Origin of the sequence: Rhodomicrobium sp. (genome assembly GCF_047605405.1) — a bacterium.
In the GTDB taxonomy this organism is placed as follows: Bacteria; Pseudomonadota; Alphaproteobacteria; order Rhizobiales; family Rhodomicrobiaceae; genus Rhodomicrobium; species Rhodomicrobium lacus.
The window spans coordinates 1-23279 of record NZ_JASGFR010000003.1 but is presented as its reverse complement, the minus strand read 5'-3'; the positions used below and the strand labels follow the sequence as shown (position 1 = coordinate 23279).

The following is a 23279-nucleotide window of genomic DNA, read 5'->3' as shown; positions in this document are numbered from 1 at the left end:
CCGATGTCATGCGGTTCCCCGCAAAATTGTCTCAAAGTTTATCTGGCGCGCTGGATCCGAGGCAAACCTATTGGCCAGCTTCCGATGCCGCCTTGTCCAGGATGGACGCCATGTATTTCGAGGGCGTTTGGCCGAGCGATGCTGCCTTCTCGCGCAGCGCCTCATAGACGGTCGGCGAGATGTCCACCTGCGCCAGGATCGACGAATCGCCACCCGATGAGATCTGGGCGGCGAGTCTCTCGCGCAACACCGCCTCGAACTTCCAGATGCGGGCTGACTTCTCCTGCGTGCTGAGGGTCTTCGCATCCGCGATGACCGGGCAGTAAGCCGCCATCGCCGCGTTGAGAAGGCTCGAATAGTCGATGCCGGGCCGCTGGGACTTGAGGCTTACGATCAGGCTCGTGATCTCGTTCGCCAGGTCGGCGGAATTCCCGTCCGTGAAGACCTTCGCCTGCACTGGGGAAATCCGCACCTCGCCCTTGCCGATCTCCGGGCATTCGAACCCGGTCGCCGTCGCCGTCGCCGCTCCGATGCCGCATGCGAAAACCAGCATCGCGCAACAAGCAAGCGACGCGCGCCTGGACGGGAAACCTGACATGACACCCCTCACTCGCGTTTCTGGGACTTCATGGTCAGAATAGCGGATGCGCCCGACCGCGCTGTGCGCTTTCGGGTTGTGTGCTGAAGACCGCGTTAAGCCGCAGGATGCGATCCTTCAGGCGGCCCAAGCGGCTTGACAGAGGGCGTCGCCGGAGGGCACGCACTTGCAGGAAAGAAAGCGGGAGGTTTCCACCCATGACGAATGATTTGAAGGCCGTCATCGACGCCGCGTTCGAGGATCGCCAGTCCATCCGGTTCGGGCAGAAAGGTGAAATTGCCGAGGCGGTCGAAGCGGCGCTTTCGCTTATCGACGAGGGCAAGGCACGCGTGGCCGAGAAGGTTGGCGGCGAATGGGTCGTGAACCAGTGGCTGAAGAAGGCGGTGCTTCTCTCGTTCCGCCTGAACGACAACACACTTCTTGGCGACGGCGAAGCGCCGGGGCCGTGGTGGGACAAGGTTCCGTCGAAGTTTGCGGGCTGGGACGAGGCGCGCTTTCGCGCCGCCGGCTTCCGTGCGCTTCCGGGGTCGATCGTGCGCCGCTCCGCCTTCATCGAGAAGAACGTGGTGCTGATGCCGTCCTTCGTGAATGTCGGCGCCCATGTCGGTGAAGGCACGATGGTCGACACCTGGGCGACCGTCGGCTCTTGCGCGCAGATCGGCAAACACGTGCACCTTTCGGGCGGCGCGGGTATCGGCGGCGTGCTGGAACCGCTTCAGGCCGGCCCCGTCATCATCGAGGACAATTGCTTCATCGGCGCCCGCGCGGAGGTGGCCGAGGGCGTCATCGTGGGCGAAGGCTCGGTCCTGTCGATGGGCGTTTATCTCGGGCAGTCGACGAAAATCGTGGATCGCGCGACGGGCGAGGTTTTCTATGGCCGCGTGCCGCCTTATTCGGTGGTCGTGTCGGGAGCGATGCCGGGCAAGGCGCTGCCTTCAGGCGAGCCGGGTCCGTCGCTTTACTGCGCGGTGATCGTGAAGCGCGTCGATGAGAAGACGCGCTCGAAGACGTCGATCAACGATCTCCTGCGCGAATAGAGTGTCGCGCGTTGAACGATTCCGATTGAACGCGGCTGGTCGCAGGCGTCTGTAAATGCCGTGTTGGCGTTAAATCACGGGTGATCGAGCCGTCTGCGCTTCCTTGCGAGACGCAAAAGGCCGCAACAACAGACCGGGCTTCCGGCTCTGCGATGAAATGCGGGAAACTCAAGGCGCCGGGAGCGCGATGGAGAATCCGATGGGTTGGGGCGAAGTGTTGTTCGGCTTTCACGGCCGCATCAACCGGCTGACATACTGGGGCGGAAGTCTCGCGGTAACGGGCGCCGGTCTCGCCTTCGCCGCGCTCCTTTCGTGGCTCGCAACCGGCGATCCGCTCGCGCCCGCGGTCTGGCAGCGCCCCGCCGACCAGTCGGGCTTGTGGGAACCGGTCTGGCTCAGCTATTTCGCCCTCATAGCCTGGCCCATGAGCGCGCTGTCCGTGAAGCGCCTTCACGACCGCAACTTGCCGCGCTGGCTTTGGTATTCTTATTTCGGCTTCTCCATAGCCATGGCGCTTGTGCCGATGACGGATACGCTCGACACGGGAACGCCTGCCTCGTCCGGCTTCCTTGCCGCCGTGCTGACCGGCTTTTCCATCTTCATGTTCGTGCAACTGAGCGTGCTGCGCGGCACGCCCGGCCCGAACGCGCACGGTCCCGATACGCTTCCGCCCGGCTATCATGGTGGCGATCACGACATCTGGAGCATCCTGTTCGGCCTGGAGGGCCGCCTAAGCCGCGCGCATTGGTGGCGGGCGACGACGCTCGTCAGCACGGTCGTGCTGACGGTGCTGACAGCGTCGTTTCTCTTCCTCGGAGACTACCTCAACCGGCACCCGGAACTCGTCCAGAACATGAACAACCGGGAATGGCTCAACAGCGCCGAGGCGAAACCAGTGGCCGCCGAAATCGCGCGGTGGATGTTCATACCGGGACTCGTCTTCTGCGTTGCTTTGTGGAACCTGCTGGCGCTCGGCGTGAAGCGCCTGCATGACAGGGGGCTTTCCGGCTGGATGATCCTGCTCGTCGTTGCGCCGTTCCTTGCCCTCGGCCTTGCGCCGGGGCTCGCGGCGCAGGCGGCCATCGGCGAGGGCGCGGTCAACTTCATCGGGCTGCTCTTTCTTGCTTCCCTGATCTGGGGATTTCTTCAGTTCGGGATTCTGCAGGGCGAAACGGGGCCGAACCGATACGGCCCCGATCCGCTCGCTGGAAAGCCGTGAAAGCGCCGGTCGCCGCCTCATAGCCGCCCACGAAAAGCCCGAAAAGGCGGCTTTCGTTGCAGGAGAAGGTTCGGCCCGGAAGGTCGGATCACAGATCATTTCCTGTAAAACGAATAGTCAGTTTCAGCGGCGGGAAGGCACCCCATGCCCCGTTTCGTGACCCTTGATGAAACCGAAGTCATCAAGTCCGCCTATCAGCTCAAGAACCGCGTGGCCGAGCGTTTTCCCGATCGTGGCCTCACCCGTGAGGCCACGCGCCTTGCCGAATACGCCCACGCTATCGCTCAGGAAGCGCGTTTGCTCGCGAAGCGCAACGTCGCGGCGGATTTCGTCATCGGCGCGTTGACGATGGTCGGCTTCGCGGTCACGGTCTTCATCCTCGCCCGCATCCCATGGATCGAAATCCAGTTCGCAAAACAGCAGGAATTCTTTCAGGCGATGCAGGGCGTCAGCGCGGCGATTCATGTTGCCGTCTCGGTCGCCCTCGTGATCTTCTTCGTGACGAACCGCGCCACGCGCATGAAGCGCAAGAAGGCGCTCCGCGGCCTTCACAGCCTGCGCGCCTTCGCCCACGTCGTCGACAGCCACCAGATGAACAAGGATCCGGCGGCCATGGCGGCGAACCTGCCGCCGACGCGATCCTCGCCCGACCGCGACCTCAGCCCGCGCGAGTTGCTCCGCTATCTCGAATATTGCTCGGAAATGCTGTCTCTCATCAGCAAGTTCGCGGCACTTTACGCGCAAAGCATCCGCGATCCCGTCATTTTCGATGCGGTGAACGATATCGAGCAATTGACAGCGTCCCTCAGCAACAAGATCTGGCAGAAGATCATGATCCTGCACGGTTCGCTGGCAAGAGAGCCGAATTTGCAGGAGATCCGCCTGCCGGAAACAGCCTTCGCGCCTCAGGCGTCCGGCGTCGCAAGCGGGCCGCACGGCGGGCAGGTGCGGGAAACGATCCCCTGACCGGTTCAGTGTGTTGAGACTTCACGACAAAAAGCGCGCAGCCCAAGGAAAGCAAGAACAAGCATGACAAGCGCCACCGACTACGCCCAAACCCTCATTCGCTGCGCAAGCGTCACACCGGAAGACGCCGGCGCACTCGCCTTTCTCGAACGCGAACTTGGCGCGGCAGGCTTCGCTTGCGAGCGGCTGCGATTCAGCGAACCCGGAACGCCGGATGTCGAAAACCTCTATGCCCGCATCGGCGACGGCACACCGCATATCTGCTTCGCGGGTCACATCGATGTCGTGCCGCCGGGCGACGAGGCCGCTTGGCGGCTTCCGCCTTTCGCAGGCGAGATCGTGGACGGCGTGCTCTACGGACGCGGCGCCGTCGACATGAAGGGAGCGGTCGCGGCCTCGCTGGCGGCGGCGCTCGACTATTTGCGCGAAAAGCCGGACCTCACCGGCTCCATCAGTTTCCTTATCACCGCCGACGAGGAAGGGCCGGCCATCAACGGGACGCGGAAGGTGGTGGAACGCCTCATCGCGCGCGGCGAGCGCCCCGATGCCTGCGTGCTCGGCGAATGCACCTCCGAAGATGCCGTGGCCGATACGATCAAGATCGGGCGGCGCGGCTCTCTCGGCGCGGAACTCGTGGTGCGCGGCGTACAGGGACACGTCGCCTATCCGCACAAGGCGCGTAACCCCTTGACCGCGCTCATCGGAGTGCTGACTCTGCTCAAGGCGCGCCCCCTCGACGAAGGCAGCGAGCATTTCCAGCCGTCGAATCTCGAAATCACCACCATCGACACCGGGAACAAGGCGACGAACGTCATTCCGGCACAGACGTCGGCGCGCTTCAACATCCGCTTCAACGATCTCCACACCGCGTCATCGCTCAGGGTATGGCTCGAAGAGCAGGTGGCCGCAGCTCTGCGCTATGCCGACGTGACACATACGCTGAGTTTCGATCCGGCTTCCGACAGCTTCCTTACGAGTCCGGGCGGGTTCGTGAAGATGCTGGGCGCGGCGGTTCATGCCGAGACGGGGCGCGAGCCGGTGCTTTCCACGGGCGGCGGCACGTCGGACGCGCGCTTCATCAAGGATCTGTGCCCGGTCGCCGAACTCGGCCTCCTGAACGCCACCGCGCACAAGGTGGACGAGCAAGCGGCCACGGCGGACATCGAGACGCTCGCGCGCATCTACAAGCGCTTCCTTCACCTTGCCATCGGATGACGGCGGGCCGGACGGGGGATCACCGCCCGGCGAACATCCCGCGCAAGACATAAATGACGACGGCGGCGATCCAGATGGCCGCCGCGACCGCGCCCGCTATCATGGTGAGAAGCGCGATGAAGAAGAAGCCCATGCCGACCGTATAGAGCACCGGCCCGGCGTCGAAACCGCCGATGAGGCAGGGATGCGCTCCGCTTTCGTCGAGGCGGCAGCCCGCGAAATGCGCCACGCTCGCGGCGAAAATCACCGGGATCATCGGCAGCACGGACAACACGAGGATCGCGATGGCCGCGCGGCGGAAGCGCCTGCGCCGCGCCGATTGCGGCATTGTCCTGTGTTCGATTTCGCCTTGCATCCGTCGCCGCCCCGTTCTGCCTGCCGCCCGTAGCTCGAAACCGCTTAGAGCGCGCCCGGAAAAACGTGAAGCGATTTTTCCGGCAGGACGCACGGCAGAAAAAGAACGAGAGCACGTTTTTTGATTCCATCAAGGCGGAGACGGCCAGCATCATCGTGCCGTTCGGAGGGGAATCGCGCCTGCAAGCCTTGATTATCTGCGCCGCGTCCATCCTACCTGACGCAGGCTGATCTAGCCGTCAGTTCCGGCTTCGGCCACGCCGAAGCAGCAGCACCACGCCATGGACGACAAGTGCGGCGAACCAGAATGCGAACGCCATGGCTCCGATCTGGATGGTTGCGATCGCGAGCCAGCCCATCATGGCCATGGTGTAGAGCGTCGAGCCCCAATCCTCGCCCGCGATGATGCACGGATGAATGTTGCCCTCGTTGAGCGCGCAGCCCGCGTTTGTCGCGATGGCGGAGGCGATGGCGGCAAGGATTATCGGCGAAGCCGTGAAAAGCACGATGGCCGCGAAGGCGAGCGCGTATGCGAAGACGAAGCGACGGTCGCCGCGCCGTGCGCCTGCGCCGTCACCGCCGCTCACTCTCAACTCCGTGTGGCGTTTTCCGAACGGGGGTGGACATTTTCATTTTGCAGCCCGAAGAGCTTCCGCTTCACCGCGAAATAGCGATGATTGCAATTTTCCCCTTCGTACTCGACGAAAATAAGGTCGCGACGGGAAGCGATAAAATCCTCCGCCGCTTGCCTGTGCATTTCGATATGCCCGGGGAAAATACGAGCGACGATCCGTTGCCATACCGGCATCAAACACCTCGTTCAGGATACCGAGGCATTTTATTGAGTTAAACCCAAGGTTGCAACGCGCCGCCCTATTCTCCCCATAACCAAAGCGAGGCCTGTGGAAAGCTCGAAGGGTAACGATGGCGAGCGGCCAAGGGTCTGAGCCGACGGGCCATGAGCCCCTCGCATGTCGGCCGCAGCGCGGTCACGCGGCCTTTGCTTCAAAGAAATCGCGGCGTGCGCTGCTTGTAGTCGGCATAGACATCGCCGTAAGCGCGCTCAAGCCAGGGCTCTTCCGTATAAGGCAGGATCACGTAAACCAGGATCGCCAGCCCGCACAGCACAGCGGATTGCGCCGACCCGTTGGCCAGGCCCGTGCCCAGGAAGCCGAGGATCGACGCCACATATTGCGGGTTGCGGCTGTAGCGATAGAGACCGCCCGTCACCAGCCCCTCGTCAGCGCCGTAGGTGTTTTCGATGCCGAGGTCGAAATAGCCGTAGATCGTGAAGCCGAAGCCGATCACCACGCACACCATGCCCGCGATGAAGCGCCACGTATCGGGCCCGCTCTCCGGCCAGCTGGCCGTGAGAATCGAGAAAAGCAGCGTCAGCCCGAGGCCGCCCCGGAACAGCGGCCAGAACGTATAGTGCTGCCAGCTCCGTTCCGCCGGCGTCGGCCAAAGCTTGAAGCTTCTCGAAACGATGGTCAGCAGCAGGAGCGAGTTCAGCGTGACGAGCGAGGCCGCGGCCACGTCGAAGATGTACATGAGATAGCTTGGCATGTCGAAAGCCGCTACAGCAGGAATGTATCAACCGCGTGACAAGATCATCGCGACGATTTGCACCAAGTCTGAAGATCGGGTCAAGGCCTCAAGATGCCGCCTCGTCCCGCCGACTGCAAGTTGGCCGGATGCCGGTGCGCGCGAGAAGGGGTGTCAAACCTGCGGGCCGGAGCGATGCGATTGTGAATGGATACAAGCGCTAGTGGTCCGATTCCGACATTTGCATCCGTTTGCAGCACGCTTGCGAGCAAATGTCGGAATCGAAAGGACCACTAGCAACATCATGATTCTCGTGGAGCTTTTGAATTTGACATTTGAGCGAGAGCTCGCAGCCACCGGGACTCAAATGTCAAATTCACTCCACTAGCTATCACCCGCCGCGTAAGCGTTCGTCGCGCTCACGATCTCATGCACGATTCCGGGCTCGCTCGCCGCATGCCCCGAATCCGGCACGATGCGCAACTGCGCCTTCGGCCACGCTCTGGCCAGATCCCACGCATTCTTCAAGGGCGTCACCACGTCGTAACGGCCATGAATGATGGTGCCAGGCAGATGCGCGATCCGTCCCGCATCTTCGAGAAGCTGGTTGTCGCTGCGGAAGAAGCCCCGGTTCATGAAATAGTGGCACTCGATACGCGCGAAGGCGAGCGCGTAGAACTCGCTGCCGAACTGGTTCACACGCGCCGGGTCGGCGAACAGCGAAAGCGTCGTCCCTTCCCATATGCTCCATGCGCACGCCGCCGCCAGACGCTCGGCTGCATCCGCGGAGGTCAGACGCCGATGATAGGCGGCGATCATGTCGCCGCGCTCGGCGGGCGGGATCGGCGCCTGATACGCCTCGAACGCGTCCGGAAACAGCCAGCTCGTACCCTCCTGATAGAACCAGTCGAGTTCGGCGCGACGCAAAAGGAAGATGCCGCGAAGCACAAGCTCGCTCACGCGTTCAGGATGCGTCTCCGCATAAGCGAGCGAAAGCGTCGAACCCCATGAGCCGCCGCAAAGCTGCCAGCGGTCGATGCCGAGATGCTCGCGCAGCCGCTCCATGTCGGCGACGAGATCCCATGTGGTATTTTCATCGAGGCTCGCATGCGGTGTCGAGCGACCGCAGCCACGCTGGTCGAACAGCACGATGCGATATTTCGAAGGATCGTGATAGCGGCGCATGGTGGCGTTACAACCGCCGCCGGGTCCGCCATGCACCCAGACGGCGGGTTTCCCCGCCGGGTTGCCGCACTCCTCGAAGTAGATGTCGTGTCGGTCCGAAACCTTCAGCCAGCCCGTGCGATAGGGCGAAATGTCAGGAAATAGCGGCAGCCGCCCAACGGTCGAGCCGGGCGTGTGCGGCAGCAGTTTGGACGCATCGGGGAACTCGGCTTGGCGCATGCGATCCTCGGATCAGACAGGAGGAAAACGCTCCCGGTTCCATCCTAGAACGTTATCGCTCCGGGAGAAATCAAAAGCGCGCGTCTCACACAATCCGCCCGAAGACGCAGCGTGTCAGAGCGACGGCTTCGTGCGCGACGACAGCCGCACCATGCGCGATTGCAGCGTTTCGCCCGCCGGAACGCGAAGGTCTTCCGCCGCCTCCTGCGCCTGAGCGTCGGAAGCCCCGAGAAGCAGGCTCGCGATCACCGCCGAGATGAAACTCACCGGCACGCCAATGACCGCGGCGTTCAGCGGGTCGATACCGAACAGCGGCGCACCCGAGGCGCTCAGATACAGCGCGGTGACGCCGAAGCCCGCCAGCATTCCGGCGAGAGCGCCTTGCGCCGATAGCCTCCGCCACCATACCGAAAGCACGAGCACCGCGAAAAACGTCCCTGCCGCGAGCGAGAGCGAAACCATCGCCCAACGGAGCGGGTCGACGTGGCCTTTCGCGAGGAAGAAGATGAAGAGTCCGAAGACGATCATCGAGAGCCGCGCCACGAGGAGACGGCGAGCGGGCGACGCGCTGCGTTTCAGAATTCCATGGTAGATGTCGTCGCTCACGGTGTTGGCGAGTGCCACGAGATGCCCCGCAGCGCAGGCCGAGACCGCAGCCAGAAGCGCGGCCGCCGCGAGCCCGAAGAAAACGCGCGGCAATTGGCCTGCCATCGGCAGGATGAGCGCAAGGCTATCCGGCTGAAACGTGACGCGTTGCGAGCCGCCAAGCTGTTCGAACTGGTTGCCGGGCAGCGAGATGAAGCCGAGCTGCTGCAAGGCTCTCGCCCAGGTGGGGAGGTCCGAAACGGGCACGCCGATCAGAGCCTCGACCGCCATCGCTTTTGTGAAGAAGGCATAGGCCGGGATCGTGAGCACCACGAACGCGCCGACCATCGTCACCCATCCGAACATCCTGCGGCTGGCGAGAATTGTGGGCGTGGTTGAAAGCCTTGGGAGAAAGCTGGGGTGCGCCGCGACGCCAACCGCGAGGCAAAAGATCAAGAGGACGAAATCGACCGGCGAAAGGGCGCTGAACATGCGCTCGGCGGGACGCGTCACCGGCTGGGCAGTCTGACCGGGCAGGACATCGCTCAAGGCTTTCGGCCGCGTCGTCGTTATGAAGCCCTTCGACGCCTCGCGCTCCTTGATGTCTTCAAGCTGGCCGCCATAGGTGAGTTGCGGAAGAGGCAGGTTCGTCCTTATCACCGATACGATGATGAGCGGGGCGAGCAGGCCGAGCACCACCACGAATTGGGCACATTGCGTCCACGTCGCGGCGCGCATGCCGCCCAGCACGACGGCGAGGACGATACTCGCCACGACGAGCAGCGTGAAAAGAGACGCGGGAGAAAGATCGATGCCGAGCGCCTGGGGGGACGGCAGAAGGTAGCCGACGAGCTTCCCGCCAAGCGCAATTTCCGCCACGATGGCGATAAGGCAAGGCGCAATCATCAGAACCGATGCGGCGAGCCGGATGGTTTTTCGCCCGAAGCAGAGATGAAGAAACCCCGGCACCGTGTATGCTCCGGCCTTCCTCAGATGCGGCACGAACAGCACCGCCATGAGCACGAGCCCCGCGAAGAGCCCGACGGGAATGGCGATGGCATCAATCCCGATGAAAAAAAACGCGGCGATGCTGCCCGCGAGCAGGCTGCCGCCAAACACCATGGCGTTGAGCGCGAGCGCGTTGTAGAGCGGGGGAACACGCTCGCCTGCGACGAAAAAGTCGTCGATGGCGATGGTGCGTGTCATGAAGCCGATGGCGATGTAGAACAGCGCCGGCGCGACGATGATGGCGTGGTCGATAGTCAGCGTCGACAGGCCGAGCTGTTCGAGCACCACAAGCATCAGGGCGAGACAGGTATATGCGCTCGCAAAGATCGCGAAACTGGAGCCGAGCTTCGGGTTGACGGCGGGCGTGCTGTAATTGAGCGTCATGTCAGAACTGGATGGTCATGTTATGGACGCGGTCCGCGCGCTGCTGTCCGCCGAAAAAGCCGTATATCAGAATCGCCAGCAAAATGACCGCCCCATGCGCGAGGAGGAAATAGCCGAGCGGAAACCGGAGAAAACGATACGCGTTGAGGTCGGGGATGAAAAACGGAAAGACGATCATGATCACTGCGAGTGTCACCGTCATCCCAAGGCTGAGCCGCGAGATACTTCGCCAATAAGCTTGCTTAACGTCGTCATCGGACATAGTTTTGCAGTCTCATTACATCTTTAGTTCAACCCCGGGAATCGGTCCTTGTCATCCTATCTGAAACCGAGAGCCGAGCAAGGCATGCACGCCAAGCGCGACTCGCGTCAAAGAAAGAAGGCGGGCGGCGCGACAGGCCCGATTGTGGCGACCAAGCGATGAGCGCTTATCATGTCATCATTGCGGACGATCATCCGCTTTTCCGCGATGCTCTCAAGCAGACGCTAGGCTCGTCTCTGGACGGCGTCAGCATCACCGAAGTGGATTCGGTCGAAAAGCTGCTCGATGCGCTTTCGGCCAATCCGGGCGCGGATCTCGTCTTGCTCGACCTGCGAATGCCGGGCGAGAAGGGCGCGGCTTCGCTGTCGGGTCTGACCGGCCTCATGTATCTTCGGAGCCAGCATCCGCAGATTCCCGTGGTCATCGTATCGGCGACGGACAATGCGAGCATGATCCGCCGCTGTGCGAATCTCGGCGCGTCGGGCTTCATATCGAAGTCCCTTCCTGTCGACCGCATCCGGCATGCGGTGAAGACCATTCTCGACGGCGGCATCTGGTTCACCGATGAAATGCAGGGGGAAAGCAGCCCGGATGAACTCGGCGAGATGGCCGCGCGCCTCGCGACGCTCACGCCGCAGCAGGTTCGCGTGCTTTCGATGCTGGGCAAGGGGCTTCTGAACAAGCAGATCGCTTACGAGCTTTCCGTCTCGGAAGCGACCGTGAAGGCGCACGTCTCCGCAATCCTGCAAAAGCTTGGCGTCGACAGCCGCACCCAAGCCGTGATCGCCGTCAACCGGATCGCGGCCGTTGACGAGGCTGACGGAAATGAGGGGGCATAGGCCCGTTCCCGGGATACGCACAGCCAGCGCTTGACTTTTCGAGCGTCGTCCTACGGAGGACGGCGCCTGTCTTTCGCGCCGAGCATTCGGGACGCGTGCAGCGCGTCTGTGCGCGGCGTTTTTTCGACAAGGCGCGCGAACAAAAAGATAGACCGCGCTTTTGATTCAATCAAAAGCGGATAGCTCTACCGGCGCGGGGCCTGCGATACAAAGCGGACGTATCAAGGTTCGGCGCGGCAGTTCGCACGTCGGTTTGTCAGTTGCCCGCATCAGCGAGACGGCATTCGCTGCGAGCGGAAAGGCCGCTCATGGACCGCGAACGGGTTTTCGCGATCCTTCAACTCCGCCTCGATCTCGTCCAGACTCCACGGCGTGAAATCATGCGCGTCTGCCGCTACGTCGAGGCTGAACCCGAGCGGCGCGTGGTTCAGCCGACCATGCACATGGCCGAAAAGGTGCCAGCTTCCTGTCCAGGAACCATCCCACTCACGCATCGGATAATGGCACATCACGATGCGATGGCCGCCCGCCTCGATCTCCCTAATGAGGCTCACGCTCGCGAAAAGCCCGGCGTGATGCTTCAGCGTCTCCGCGTCGTGGTTGCCCTGCACGAGGTGGATCGCGCCGTTGAGGCGCCTGAGATAGGTGTCCGCGCCCAGGAAATTGCGGAAGCAGAAATCGCCGAGGTGAAAGACGGTGTCATCGGGCCCGACGCGCTGGTTCCAGCGGGCGACCATCGCTTCGTCCATTTCGTCGACGCTTGCGAAAGGGCGATTACAGGTTTGAATGATGTTCTTGTGACCGAAATGCGTGTCCGAAGTGAAATATAACGACATCGCCAAGCCTCGCCGGGAGCGCCGGAAACCGATCCGATTTGCATCGCATCCGACTGACAGACCGCAATCCGAGTAAGCTTGCCCCCTGTCGGATGGTGCTCAAAAAGCCAGGCAACTCCGTCTGAACATTTAAGGAAGGCTTGACGAATTGCAAATGACAGCCCGCTCACTTGAAGCGAATTACGTCGTTCATCGCCTTTTCCGAACCCGCAGAGCGGCAGAAAATTTCGCGCGACGCCGATACGGCGAGGCGTGAGCGCAGACCCTTCGATCGTCACGTCCGGCGGACGATATCTTCTTCAGCCTCTTCAACCGAATAGCCGAGTTGGTCGAGCGCGTCTTCGAGATAATCCGGCAAAAGCGGCAGCCCGAACAGATAGTCGACCGGGTTGCTTCCGTGCTCGGCCTTGGCCGTCGCGATGGCGTCGTCGAGTTCGCCCGGCGCATACGTACCGCGACCGATCCAGGCCAGGGCAATCAGGCTTGCCTGTTCGTCCTCGTTCAGGCTGTCAAGAAATGCGCGGAGTTCCTGCCGCGTTGCGTCGTCGGGAAGATCTTCGAGGATCGAATCGCTCGTCGCGTCGTCGCTGTCCGCGTCGTCGTCCCATGCGGCGGTCTTCACGTCGAGTTCACGAGCGCGAAGGATGACATGCGCAACCTTATCGGTGGTAACTTCCAGCATTGCCTTGGCTCTGTTCTTTTGCGGCGCTCTCAAGATAGGCCGCGATTTTTCCGAAGATATCCCTGAACATTTCCGCCGTTAAGCGGCCGGTGTTCGTATTATACCGTGAACAATGGTAACTACCGAAAAGTTTACGCCCGCCGTAAAGATCGAGCGCGGAACCATGAGCGAATTTGTACTGCGAGGGTTTGATGTCCAGTGCGCGCAACGTCCCGTCGAAGGCGATGCGGCCGAGCGCAAGGATCGCACGCAGGTTTGGCATTTCCCGAATTGTCGCTGCAAGGAAGCCCCGGCAGGCCGCCGCTTCCGCCGGCGTAGGCTTGTTCTCGGGCGGCACGCATCGAACGGTGTTCGTGATGCGGCAGGCGCGCAACGACAGTCCATCGTCGGCTCGCTCATCGTAAGTGCCCGACGCGAAGCCGAAGTCCAGCAGCGTCTCATAAAGCAACACTCCGGCATAGTCGCCGGTGAAAGGACGACCGGTGCGGTTTGCGCCTCGCAGACCGGGCGCGAGACCGACGATCAGGAGTGTAGCATCGGGGGAGCCGAAGGACGGAACCGGCGCGTTGAACCAATCGGGATGACCGGCCTTGTTGACGCGGCGAAATTCTGCGAGCCTCGGGCAAAAGAGGCAATCGGGCTCCGGTTCGCTCGCCATAATGTAGCGCGGCGCCAGCGGCGGCTCAGGGGCACGGCGACATAAGTCAGCCCCTGTGCCTATCGCTAATCCGCATCCACCTGAGTATCGCGCAGCGCGGCGGCGGCGAGGCGCTCATGATGCCGTTGCTCGTGGATATGCGCCTGATATTCGCGGCCGTTTTCGCCGCGCTGGGTGCGGCAGATGTCCTTCTGAAGGTCCGCGAGATCGATGAACTGGTCCGCCTGCCGGCGAAGCTCGTCCGCGACCATGGGCGGCTGGGTCGTCAATGTCGAGACGACGCTCACGCGCTTGCCCTTGTGCTGGAGCGCTTCCACAAGCGTGCGGAAATCGCCGTCGCCCGAAAAAAGGATGATGTGGTCGAGATGCTCGGCCAGCTCCATGGCGTCGACGGCGAGTTCGATGTCCATGTTGCCCTTGATCTTCCGGCGCCCGGAGGCATCGGTAAATTCCTTCGTGGGCTTCGTGACCATCGAATAGCCGTTATAATCGAGCCAATCGATCAAAGGCCGAATGGAGGAATATTCCTGTTCTTCTGCCAGAGCGGTATAATAAAGCGCTCGCAGCAAAACGCCCTTGTTGCGGAAAAGATTTAAAAGTCGTTTATAATCTATATCGAAGCCCAAAGCTTTAGCCGTGGCATAAAGGTTCGCCCCGTCTATGAAGAGAGCAATTCGCTCGGTCGAGTAGAAATTCATCCGGTTACCTTGGCTGCGAACGTCTTGTTGCATTCTAAGTAGTTTCTAAGGGCTATCATTCCCCAATCAGGCGAAAGAAACATTGATGGCTCAATATATGAGTGCAAATCAAGGCATTTTGTTTCAAAGCAGCATCATAATCGCACTCGGGTCCAATCTGTCCGGGCCTTGGGGATCGCCCCAGGAGACTCTCCAGCGTGCGGTCCGGGAACTTGCTTCACGCGGCATAAAAATAGAGAGAACGTCGAAACTCTATCGGACGAAGGCGCACGGCGAGATCAATCAGCCCGACTTTCTAAACGCGGTTGCGTCCGTCGACTCATCACTGCCTGCGGATGCACTGTTACGAGTTTTGAAGCGGATTGAGGCGCAAGCGGGGCGAATTCTCACCATCAAGCATCATCACGCCGATCACCGATGGGCACCACGGCCTCTCGATCTTGACATCGTAAGCTATAAGGGCCTTGTCCGCAACTGGCTGATGGGGCACCCCGCAAAAGACGCGAAGCTCATCCTGCCGCATCCTCGGGCGCATGAACGGGCATTCGTTCTTCGCCCCCTCGCCGAAGCGGTGCCGCGCTGGCACCATCCGGTGCTGGGGCTTACGCCTGCGGCGTTGCTCGCGCGCCCGACCGTCCGCGCCACGGGTGCGATCCTTGACCTCGACGAGCCAATAAATGAAGAGTGGGCGCTACGACAAGGACATAACATCGCCTCGAACTGAAGCATAAACGGTTCCGGCTTCTGTTTTGTCGGCAATTGGAGTGCGATCAATAAATCTGCTTCATTTGCTCACCGCGAATGAAGGGCGATGCCCGCGACGCGCGGCTCTCGCTTGGGTCATCCCGCCCGTGTAACGATCATTGGAAAAAAAGATGTCTTCCGCCATGGCGCTCGACTATTTCGGACGCAGCTTACTCGCGAGGTTGCTCGTCGTCATTCTTCCCGCGCTGGCCGCGGCGGGCGGGGCATTGGCGGACGATGGCCCTCGAAAGACGAGAGCGCCGGTCGTGACAGTCTCCGAGGCGCGCTCGATATCTTTTGTGGATAACCTTCTTGTGACGGGTTCTCTTGTCGCTCGGGAGGAGGTGCTGGTCGGCCCGGAGATCGATGGGCTGCGACTCACGGAGCTTCTCGCGGAAGAAGGCGACACCGTCGCCGAGGGGCAGGTTCTCGCCCGCCTGTCGCGCGACATAATCGAAGCGCAGATCGCGCAGAACGCCGCTTCGCTCGCGAAAACGCAAGCTGCCATCGAGCAGGTAAAAAACCAGATCGTGGAAAGCGAGGCCACGCTGAGGCAGGCCGAGGACTCATTCAGCCGGGTCAAGCCGCTGCGCGAGTCTGGCACCGTCAGTCAAGCCACCTTCGACGAACGCGACGCAGCCTTCCGTACCGCGCGCGCGCGGCTCGCGGCTCAGCGCGAGGGGCTCAAGCTCGCCGATGCCGAGCAGCTTCTGATCAAGGCACAGCGCCGCGAACTCGACGTGAAGCTGGCTCGAACCGACATTCGCTCGCCCGCCGCCGGCATCGTGAGCCGCCGCACCGCGCGCGTCGGCGCCGTGTCGTCTGCGACGGGCGACCCGCTTTTCCGCGTGATCAGGGACGGCGAGGTGGAACTCGACGCGGAAGTGCCCGAGTTTCATATGGCGAAGCTGAGGGCCGGTCAGCGCGCGCGGGTCGAGATCGAGGGGCTGGGCGCGCGTGAAGGTCAGTTGCGGCTTGTCTCACAGGAAGTAAACCCGACCACCCGCCTGGGCCGCGTTCGAATCTCGCTGGGCAACGCAGCGGACCTGCGCATCGGCACCTTTGCGCAGGCGCTCATCAGCGCGGGCAAGCGCGACGCGGTCGGCGTCCCGGCGACTGCGGTCCTTTACAAGAACGACAGCGCGACGTTGCTCGTCGTCGCCGACGACAAGGTGCGCGAGCGCGCCGTGAAGCCCGGCCTTCTTTCGGGTGACAGCATCGAAATCCGCGAAGGGCTTGCCGAAGGCGAGGTGGTCGTCATGCGCGCGGCCTCGCTGTTGCGCGATGGCGACGCGATCGCTCCCCATTTCGTCGAAACGCAAACGGCCGCCACCGCGTCCTCGCCAGGGATCGCGAAATGAGCACGAACGTTTCCGCCTGGGCGATCCGCAGGCCAATTCCCTCGCTCGTCCTGTTCCTCGTTCTGATGACGCTTGGGCTTATCTCATTTTTCAGCCTTGGCGTTACGCGCTTTCCGAACATCGATATTCCGATCGTCACCGTCACCATAACGCAATCGGGGGCGGCGCCGGTCGAACTTGAGTCGCAGGTGACGAAGCGCGTCGAGGACACCGTCGCGAGCGTCACGGGCGTGAAGCACGTGACGTCATCGATTACGGACGGTTCCTCCGTCACGACCATCGAATTCCAGCTCGGCACCGATACCGACCGCGCCGTCAACGACGTGAAGGACGCCGTGTCGAAGGTGCGCCAGGACTTGCCGCGCACCATCAACGAACCGATCACCCAGCGGCTCGACATCGAGGGGCTGCCCATCGTCACCTATGCCGCGTCGGCGCCGTCGATGACGCTCGAAGAGCTGTCGTGGTTCATCGACGACACGGCTGCGCGGAGGCTGCAAGGCGTGCGCGGCGTCGCGCAGGTGTCTCGCGTAGGCGGCGTCAAGCGGGAGATCCGCGTTTCGCTCGACCCTGACCGGCTGATCGCGCTCGGTATCTCGGCGGGCGAGGTGAATGCGCAGCTTCACGCGACGAATACCGATCTCGCGGGCGGGCGCGGCTGGCTCGGGGGAGCAGAGCAATCCATCCGGGCGCTGGCAAGCGCCACCACCGTAGAGCGCCTCGCGGCCACTTCGGTCACGCTGCCAGGCGGCCGCAAGGTTCGCCTCGATCAGCTCGGCACTGTGAGCGACGCCACCGAGGAGCGCCGCACCTTCGCGTCGCTGAACGGTCGGGACGTGGTCGCCTTCACCATCGTGCGGGCAAAGGGGGAAAGCGACATCGTGGTCGCGGCTCGCGTAGCGGAGGCGCTCGACAAGCTCGCCGCCGCGCACCCGGAGGTGACGTTCGAGAAGATCGACTCCACGATCGAATTCACGCTCGGCAATTACGAATCCGCGATGCATACGCTGCTCGAAGGTGCGGCGCTCGCGGTGCTCGTCGTCTTTCTTTTTCTGCGCGACTTGCGCGCCACCATCATCGCCGCCATCGCGCTGCCGCTCTCGGTCTTTCCCACGTTCTGGGCGATGGAGATGCTGGGGTTCTCGCTCAACATGGTGTCGCTGCTCGCGATCACGCTCGTGACGGGCATCCTGGTCGACGACGCCATCGTCGAGATCGAGAACATCGTGCGGCACATCCGCATGGGTAAATCGCCCTATCGCGCGGCGCTCGAAGCGGCCGACGAGATCGGCCTCGCTGTGATCGCGATCACGCTCACCATTGTCGCCGTGTTCGCGCCGGTAAGCTTCATGGGCGGCATCGCGGGGCAGTATTTCAGCCAGTTCGGGCTGACCGTCGCCGCGGCCGTCCTGTTCTCGCTGCTCGTCGCGCGCCTCCTGACACCGATGATCGCGGCCTACTTCCTTCGGCCGAAGGCCCATGTGGAGCCGCGCGACGGTTTTGTCATGCGCGCTTATACGCGCGTCATCGGCTGGACGGTCCGCCATTACTACCGCACGCTGATGCTGGGCTTCGTGGTCTTCGCCGCCTCGATCGCGAGCGTGTCGCTGCTGCCTTCCGGCTTTCTTCCGGCGGAAGACTCAAGCCGCTCGATCTTCGCGATCGAACTGCCGCCAGGCTCGCGTCTGGGCGATACGGAGATCATCACGAGCAAGGCTGAAGCCATCATAAAGCGCAGACCGGAAGTGGTGTCCGTGTTTATCGACGGTGGCCGCATTCTCGGCGCGACCGGCGGCTCGGCGGAGGTGCGAAAGGCGACGATCACGGTCCAATACACACCGCGTTCCGAACGCTCCATCACCCAGCGCGAACTTGAGCAGCTTATCAGCGCCGAGTTGAAGGAAATCCCCGACGTGCGCTCATGGGTGATGGCGGAAAACGGCCAGCGCAGTTTCACCATCGAAGTGACCGGCACCGACAACGACAAGGTGAGCGACACCGCCGCGAGGCTCACGAGCGAGATGCACTCCGTGCCGTGGCTCGCGAACGCCGTGAACGGCGCGGCCCTCGACCGCCCCGAAATCCTCATCATCCCCCGCCCCGTGATCGCCGCAGAACTGGGCGTTTCGACGGAGGCTCTTTCCGAAGTCGTCCGCATTGCCACGCTCGGCGACGTGGACCAGAACCTCGCCAAGTTCAACGCGCCGAACCGGCAGGTGCCGATCCGCGTGCAGCTCGACGAACAGGCGCGCACGAACCTTCAGCTTTTGCAGAACCTGAAGGTGAAGACTGCGCATGGCGACACCGTGCCACTCATCACGGTGGCGGAAGTGAAGCTCGGCAAGGGGCCGTCGTCCATCGAGCGGTATGACCGGCTGCGGCGCGTCACTATCGGCGCGGACCTTGTCGGCACCGACGCGCTGGGGCAGGCTCTCGCCGCCGTATATCAGCTACCCGCCGCAAAGGCTTTGCCTTCCGGCGTGATCCTGCGCGAATCGGGTGACGTCGAAGTGATGACCGAGACGTTTTCGAGCTTCGGCTACGCCATGGGTGCGGGCGTGATGATGGTTTTCAGCGTGCTTGTGATCCTGTTCGGCAGCTTCCTCCAGCCGGTCGCGATCCTGCTTTCGCTGCCGCTCTGCATCGGTGGCGCGATCTTTGCGCTACTGCTCACGGATCGCCCGATCAGCCTGCCCGTCTTTATCGGCTTCCTCATGCTGATGGGCATCGTCACGAAAAACGCGATCATGCTCGTTGATTTCGCCATCGTGGAACTACGGCGCGGCGTGCCTCGCGGCGTTGCGATCATCGACGCCGGGCGAAAGCGTGCGCGGCCCATCGTGATGACGACCATCGCGATGGCGGGCGGCATGTTCCCGAGCGCTCTGGCGTTCGGCGCGGGCGGCGAGTTCCGTTCGCCGATGGCGATTGCCGTGATCGGCGGCCTTCTCGTCTCGACGCTGTTGTCGCTCCTGTTCGTTCCCGCCTTCTTCATGGTGATGGACGACGCGAGCCGGCTTTTCCTCCGGCTTTTCGGATGGCTCGCCGGTCCGCGCGACGAGCCCGGCGACGCGGAACCGCACCGGCAGCCAGCCGCCGCCCCGGCGCTTGCGGCGGGCAAACCGCTGGTTCCGAGCGAATGAGCCGCGCACTGCCGAGTATTGCAGCAGCCGCGTTTTAATACGAACCAGATTCAATTTTTCGGCATTTCGAGCAGAAGGCGCAGGTTTGTCCTTTTCCTGTCATGAAGGCAGGGCACGGTTTTCGCGCCGAGGGAGGATTTAGAGGAAAAGACACATCATGAAGACGCTTGCTTATGCCGCTTTCGGCTTCGCGCTTTTTGGCGCCGCCTCTGCCCTGTCTTCCGCTGTGGGCGCTGCCGAAGCTCCGAAGATTCCCGCCGCCGCGTTGGAAAACACCATGGTGCAAACTGTCCAGTACGGTCGCTGCCGCGCCTGGCTTCGCGAATGTCGCGCCCGCTGGGGATTCGGCCCGCGTTTTCGTCGTTGCATGGCCGTTCACGGCTGCTGATTTTTCCCAGGGAGGAAGGCATTCTTGCCTTCCTTTTTCCAACCGCTTGTGTTTGCGTCATATTTAGGACATGACCTTCGCCTCGAAATCGCAAAAGTCGATGTGACATTTTTTGCAAGGGGCTTCGGGTGATCATTCCAGTCATTCTCGCGGGCGGCACGGGTTCGAGGCTCTGGCCGTTGTCGCGCTCCAGACATCCGAAGCAATTCCATGCTCTTGTCAGCTCAGAGCCGCTGCTGGTCGACGCCGCGCGCCGCGTGTCAGGCTCCGGCGGGTATCTGCCGCCTTTCGTGATCACCAACGAGGAGAACCGCTTCGGCGTCGTGGCCGCGTTCCGCAACGCGAAGCTTCCCTGCCAGGGCATCGTGCTTGAGCCGGAAGGCCGTTCAACCGCGCCTGCCGCCGCCGTCGCGGCCTTCCTCGCTCTCGAAAAGGCCGGCCCCGACGCTCTCATTCTCGTCATGCCGTCTGACCATCACATCGAGAATTCTCGCGCATTCCTTGATGCCGTTGAAAAAGGCCGAACCGCTGCGCGGGATGGCCGTCTCGTCACGTTCGGCATCAAGCCGACGAAGCCTGAAACAGGATATGGCTATGTGAAGACCGCCAGCCCGGCAGGCGAAGCCGGAGCCGTGCTGAAAGTCGACCGTTTCGTCGAAAAGCCGGATCGGGAAACGGCTCAGCGGTTCTGCGCGGAGAACCTCTATTTCTGGAACGCGGGCATTTTCCTGTTCGGCGCGCGGGCCTATCTCGACGAGCTGGCGCGTTTCGAACCCGCCATGGTCGAGGCGAGCCTCAACGCGGTGCGGAACGCCACGGCCGATCCCATGGACTTCCTTCGCCTCGCCGACAGTTTCCGCGATTGCCCCGCCGACTCCATTGACTACGCCGTCATGGAGAAGACGGAGAAGGCGGCCCTCGTTCCGCTCGACGCCGGGTGGAGCGATGTCGGCACCTGGGATGCCCTGTACGACGCGGCGGAGAAGGACGAGCACGATAACGCGACGCGGGGCGACGTGCTTTTGCGTAACGCAAGCCGCTGCTACGTGCGCGCAGAAAGCGGCCTTGTAGCCGTCTCGGGCGTGGAAGATATCGTCGTCGTGTCCACGAAGGATGCGACGCTTGTCGCCAAGCGCACCGAGAGCGGCTCCGTGAAGGAGGTGGTGCAGCAGCTTGCCGCCACACGCCGGAACGAGGCCGAGCAACACACCACGGTGCATCGGCCATGGGGCAGCTACGAAACGCTGCACCTTTCGGAGCGTTATCAGGTGAAACAGATCGTCGTCGAGCCGGGCGCTGCGCTTTCGCTCCAGCGGCACCATCACCGCGCCGAACACTGGATCGTGGTCAAGGGGACGGCGCGTGTCACCATCGATGACGAGACGAGGCTCCTTTCGGAAAACCAGTCGATCTACGTGCCGCTCGGCGCGACGCACCGGCTGGAAAATCCGGGGCTCATTCCGCTCACGCTGATCGAGGTGCAGTCCGGCCCCTATCTCGGCGAAGATGACATCGTGCGGCTGGAAGACGTTTACGCGCGGGTTTGAACGAGCGGCGATAATCGTTTCGCTCGTCTGCGGAGGAACAAGACAGCCCTTCTCAAGAGGCGGAGATGTTCGTTTCCTCGCGGCTGATGGTCATCGTGCCGTTCGAGGTCGGGACCACGAGATATTCCACGAGCCAGAGCGCGGGCCGCGACACCTTGCTGAAGCCGATCTGCCATCGCGCATTCTGCGCACCGATGCCGCCGCTCGCATCCGGCGTGCTGACGGTCGAATAGGCATCGCAATCGATGATTTCCGAGCGCGGATCAGCGCCGCCGGGCTTCGGACTCATGACAATGTCGAAGCGCGCCCGCCCGAGGATGATCGGGATAAGGCTTTTGCATGGCTCGACCGAAGGGGGAGACGGGTTAAGCGCGGCAAAGACCAGCGCCGACAGCGGATCGAACACGCCGCGCAGCCTTGGATTGACGCTTGCGGGCGTGCCGTCGGGACCGGCGAAATTCACGGAACTGGCTTCGCCGCCCGACGAAACGAACTGAAATCGCATCGGCGTCACATGCGAGCCGTTACGCAGCCCGGTCGCCTCGCCATTGATCTTGGTGTTCGACAAAACCGGGCCGACATCGGCCGATACCGTCACCTTGTAATTGGTCGGGCCGAGGGTCGCGCGCACGATCGCGTGGCCGACGCGGACGCCCTCCATATGAACCGTATAGCGCGACACGAGGAGTTGCGCATCGGCGGTACCCGTGCCGAGCGCGAGCGAAAGAACACAGAGCGCGAGTGCAACAAGCCCGCCGCCCATCCGCTTTCCGACAGCCGAGAACCTCACCGTCAACGTCATCCCACGGCATTCAATGCGAGTGTTCTTTCCTGTCCCGCGGAAGGAAAGCAAAGAATTCTTTGTTCGTCCGCTCGTCTCACGCGTCAATCGCTTTCGATATGAAACCTGAAGAGGCGAGATGCAAAACGAAAGGTCGCATATTGGTTGAATTCCGGCCAAAACAGACAGCCTTGCCGGCGCGACAGAAACTTTCCGCACGCTCTTCGGCAAAACCGCGTCGTGCCAGTGTGCCACGCGTGGATTGCCCTGACCTGTGGTTACAGATTTCGATGTTCGAAATGTGATCGCTCCCGCCTCACCTGGGTGCAGCGGCAATTTTCCGTCAAGATCGTCATGCCGGCCTGCGACAGATCGGACTGGATGCCGAGAGGCCGATTGACCACCAGGAGCCACGGCGTTGCGGGCCGAGCAAACTTCGGGAAAAGCCGATCTGCCTGAAGCGGCGAATTTCCGCCTTAAGCAACTCTCGAGCTTGTTCGCCCGGGCACTGAAGAACGATTTCGTCGACCAATCCGCCCGAGAAGGTGGCAAAACTTAGAAACGGCTCGGACGGCTGCGTCCTGCCCATCCGCACCGCGTCCGAGCGGCGCACACCGAGATAGAGCATGATCAACAATGGCAAGCCTCGGTTTCGAGCCGATCTGCCAATGCGCCTCGAAGGCGTCCACATCGGCGTCGGTCCAGGTGTAAAAGCACGAGAGCAGGGACTGGCTTTCAGTCTCCTTTGCGCAATTCAAGGGCTGGAAGAAGGGCGCCAAAATCCTGGCGCCGATACCGCGCCGCTTGGCGCCATTCTCTACGAGAGTTCGCTCGCAACAAGCTGAATAATCGAAGCCGCACTCCAGGCCGAGTTCCAGCATAGGTTAGAGCTATGTCGAGGCCGTCGAACGTCCGAAAGGATGAAGGCCCTTAACCGTCGCGTTAAACGGTGTGCGAAATGAGCAGGAGATTTTATCTAGGCGCAGGTGTGTCCCTGCGGAGACTATGCATCTCCCGCGTCTACT

At 62.2% G+C, this 23279-nt stretch carries 24 protein-coding genes; 10 read left to right on the top strand and 14 right to left on the bottom strand.

All coding sequences use genetic code 11. The features are described 5' to 3' along the window. Positions 1-67 precede the first annotated feature (67 nt). Positions 68-553: a hypothetical protein gene (locus tag QM659_RS01910; protein ID WP_415187178.1), complete on the bottom strand. Its 486-nt coding sequence runs from the start codon at positions 551-553 to the stop codon at positions 68-70. Positions 554-795: 242 nt separating this feature from the next. Between QM659_RS01910 and dapD the strand changes: the two genes are divergently transcribed. The 4 genes from dapD to dapE all read left to right on the top strand — a co-directional run bounded on the left by dapD (position 796) and on the right by dapE (position 5035). Next, entirely contained in the window at positions 796-1635 is an 840-nt protein-coding gene (gene dapD, locus QM659_RS01905; protein ID WP_415187177.1) for a 2,3,4,5-tetrahydropyridine-2,6-dicarboxylate N-succinyltransferase, read from the top strand. A gap of 199 nt (positions 1636-1834) precedes the next feature. Continuing rightward, complete coding sequence (locus tag QM659_RS01900; protein ID WP_303483895.1) at positions 1835-2854, top strand: DUF805 domain-containing protein; 1020 nt, start codon at positions 1835-1837, stop codon at positions 2852-2854. 144 nt (positions 2855-2998) lie between these two features. Continuing rightward, complete coding sequence (locus QM659_RS01895; protein ID WP_415187176.1) at positions 2999-3820, top strand: hypothetical protein; 822 nt, start codon at positions 2999-3001, stop codon at positions 3818-3820. 63 nt (positions 3821-3883) lie between these two features. Next, positions 3884-5035, top strand: a complete 1152-nt coding sequence (gene dapE, locus QM659_RS01890; protein WP_415187175.1) for a succinyl-diaminopimelate desuccinylase — start codon at positions 3884-3886, stop codon at positions 5033-5035. 19 nt (positions 5036-5054) lie between these two features. Here dapE and QM659_RS01885 read toward each other — a convergent pair whose 3' ends face one another. From QM659_RS01885 to QM659_RS01855, 7 genes are all read right to left on the bottom strand, one after another. Beyond that, positions 5055-5390, bottom strand: a complete 336-nt coding sequence (locus tag QM659_RS01885) for a hypothetical protein (protein ID WP_415187174.1) — start codon at positions 5388-5390, stop codon at positions 5055-5057. A 238-nt stretch (positions 5391-5628) separates the two neighbouring features. After that, positions 5629-5976: a hypothetical protein gene (locus QM659_RS01880; protein ID WP_415187173.1), complete on the bottom strand. Its 348-nt coding sequence runs from the start codon at positions 5974-5976 to the stop codon at positions 5629-5631. 2 nt (positions 5977-5978) lie between these two features. Continuing rightward, complete coding sequence (locus QM659_RS01875; RefSeq protein ID WP_127077159.1) at positions 5979-6197, bottom strand: hypothetical protein; 219 nt, start codon at positions 6195-6197, stop codon at positions 5979-5981. 197 nt (positions 6198-6394) lie between these two features. Further along, on the bottom strand, positions 6395-6955 hold the full coding sequence (locus QM659_RS01870) for a methyltransferase family protein (RefSeq protein WP_415187172.1): 561 nt from the start codon (positions 6953-6955) through the stop codon (positions 6395-6397). A 363-nt stretch (positions 6956-7318) separates the two neighbouring features. After that, positions 7319-8338, bottom strand: coding sequence for a prolyl aminopeptidase (gene pip, locus QM659_RS01865; protein ID WP_415187171.1), 1020 nt, complete (start codon positions 8336-8338; stop codon positions 7319-7321). A 114-nt stretch (positions 8339-8452) separates the two neighbouring features. After that, on the bottom strand, positions 8453-10315 hold the full coding sequence (locus QM659_RS01860) for a sodium:solute symporter family transporter (protein ID WP_415187170.1): 1863 nt from the start codon (positions 10313-10315) through the stop codon (positions 8453-8455). A 1-nt stretch (position 10316) separates the two neighbouring features. After that, on the bottom strand, positions 10317-10577 hold the full coding sequence (locus tag QM659_RS01855) for a DUF4212 domain-containing protein (RefSeq protein ID WP_127077155.1): 261 nt from the start codon (positions 10575-10577) through the stop codon (positions 10317-10319). Positions 10578-10735: 158 nt separating this feature from the next. Here QM659_RS01855 and QM659_RS01850 point away from each other — a divergent pair, with 158 nt between their 5' ends. Then, positions 10736-11416 (top strand): response regulator transcription factor, encoded by a 681-nt coding sequence (locus tag QM659_RS01850; RefSeq protein ID WP_303483914.1) that lies wholly within the window; start codon positions 10736-10738, stop codon positions 11414-11416. A gap of 269 nt (positions 11417-11685) precedes the next feature. Here the strand turns inward: QM659_RS01850 and QM659_RS01845 are convergent, their stop codons facing one another. The 4 genes from QM659_RS01845 to QM659_RS01830 form a co-directional block, all read right to left on the bottom strand. Continuing rightward, positions 11686-12252, bottom strand: coding sequence for a metallophosphoesterase family protein (locus QM659_RS01845; RefSeq protein ID WP_415187169.1), 567 nt, complete (start codon positions 12250-12252; stop codon positions 11686-11688). A gap of 274 nt (positions 12253-12526) precedes the next feature. Continuing rightward, positions 12527-12934, bottom strand: coding sequence for a DUF3775 domain-containing protein (locus QM659_RS01840; RefSeq protein WP_415187168.1), 408 nt, complete (start codon positions 12932-12934; stop codon positions 12527-12529). After that, positions 12912-13592, bottom strand: a complete 681-nt coding sequence (locus QM659_RS01835) for a uracil-DNA glycosylase (protein WP_415187167.1) — start codon at positions 13590-13592, stop codon at positions 12912-12914. The genes QM659_RS01840 and QM659_RS01835 overlap by 23 nt, the downstream gene beginning before the upstream one ends. A 65-nt stretch (positions 13593-13657) precedes the next feature. After that, positions 13658-14290, bottom strand: coding sequence for an NYN domain-containing protein (locus tag QM659_RS01830; RefSeq protein ID WP_127077150.1), 633 nt, complete (start codon positions 14288-14290; stop codon positions 13658-13660). Positions 14291-14375: 85 nt separating this feature from the next. On the opposite strand from QM659_RS01830, the gene folK reads away from it, so the two are divergent. The 4 genes from folK to QM659_RS01810 all read left to right on the top strand — a co-directional run bounded on the left by folK (position 14376) and on the right by QM659_RS01810 (position 21473). Beyond that, complete coding sequence (folK, locus tag QM659_RS01825; protein WP_415187166.1) at positions 14376-15014, top strand: 2-amino-4-hydroxy-6-hydroxymethyldihydropteridine diphosphokinase; 639 nt, start codon at positions 14376-14378, stop codon at positions 15012-15014. A 151-nt stretch (positions 15015-15165) separates the two neighbouring features. Next, positions 15166-16395, top strand: a complete 1230-nt coding sequence (locus QM659_RS01820; RefSeq protein ID WP_415187165.1) for an efflux RND transporter periplasmic adaptor subunit — start codon at positions 15166-15168, stop codon at positions 16393-16395. Beyond that, the gene (locus QM659_RS01815) at positions 16392-19538 is read left to right on the top strand and encodes an efflux RND transporter permease subunit (protein WP_415187164.1); all 3147 of its coding nucleotides are present in this window, start codon (positions 16392-16394) and stop codon (positions 19536-19538) included. The genes QM659_RS01820 and QM659_RS01815 overlap by 4 nt, the downstream gene beginning before the upstream one ends. Positions 19539-20054: 516 nt before the next feature. Next, the gene (locus tag QM659_RS01810) at positions 20055-21473 is read left to right on the top strand and encodes a mannose-1-phosphate guanylyltransferase/mannose-6-phosphate isomerase (RefSeq protein WP_415187163.1); all 1419 of its coding nucleotides are present in this window, start codon (positions 20055-20057) and stop codon (positions 21471-21473) included. 52 nt (positions 21474-21525) lie between these two features. Here QM659_RS01810 and QM659_RS01805 read toward each other — a convergent pair whose 3' ends face one another. Both QM659_RS01805 and QM659_RS01800 read right to left on the bottom strand, forming a co-directional pair. Next, on the bottom strand, positions 21526-22275 hold the full coding sequence (locus QM659_RS01805; RefSeq protein ID WP_164729936.1) for a DUF3108 domain-containing protein: 750 nt from the start codon (positions 22273-22275) through the stop codon (positions 21526-21528). A gap of 331 nt (positions 22276-22606) precedes the next feature. Then, a complete protein-coding gene (locus tag QM659_RS01800) occupies positions 22607-22888 on the bottom strand; it encodes a hypothetical protein (RefSeq protein ID WP_415187162.1) in 282 nt (93 codons plus the stop codon). On the opposite strand from QM659_RS01800, the gene QM659_RS01795 reads away from it, so the two are divergent. Next, on the top strand, positions 22881-23099 hold the full coding sequence (locus QM659_RS01795) for a hypothetical protein (protein ID WP_415187161.1): 219 nt from the start codon (positions 22881-22883) through the stop codon (positions 23097-23099). The two genes, QM659_RS01800 and QM659_RS01795, sit on opposite strands and share 8 nt — an antisense overlap. The last annotated feature ends 180 nt before the right edge of the window (positions 23100-23279 follow it).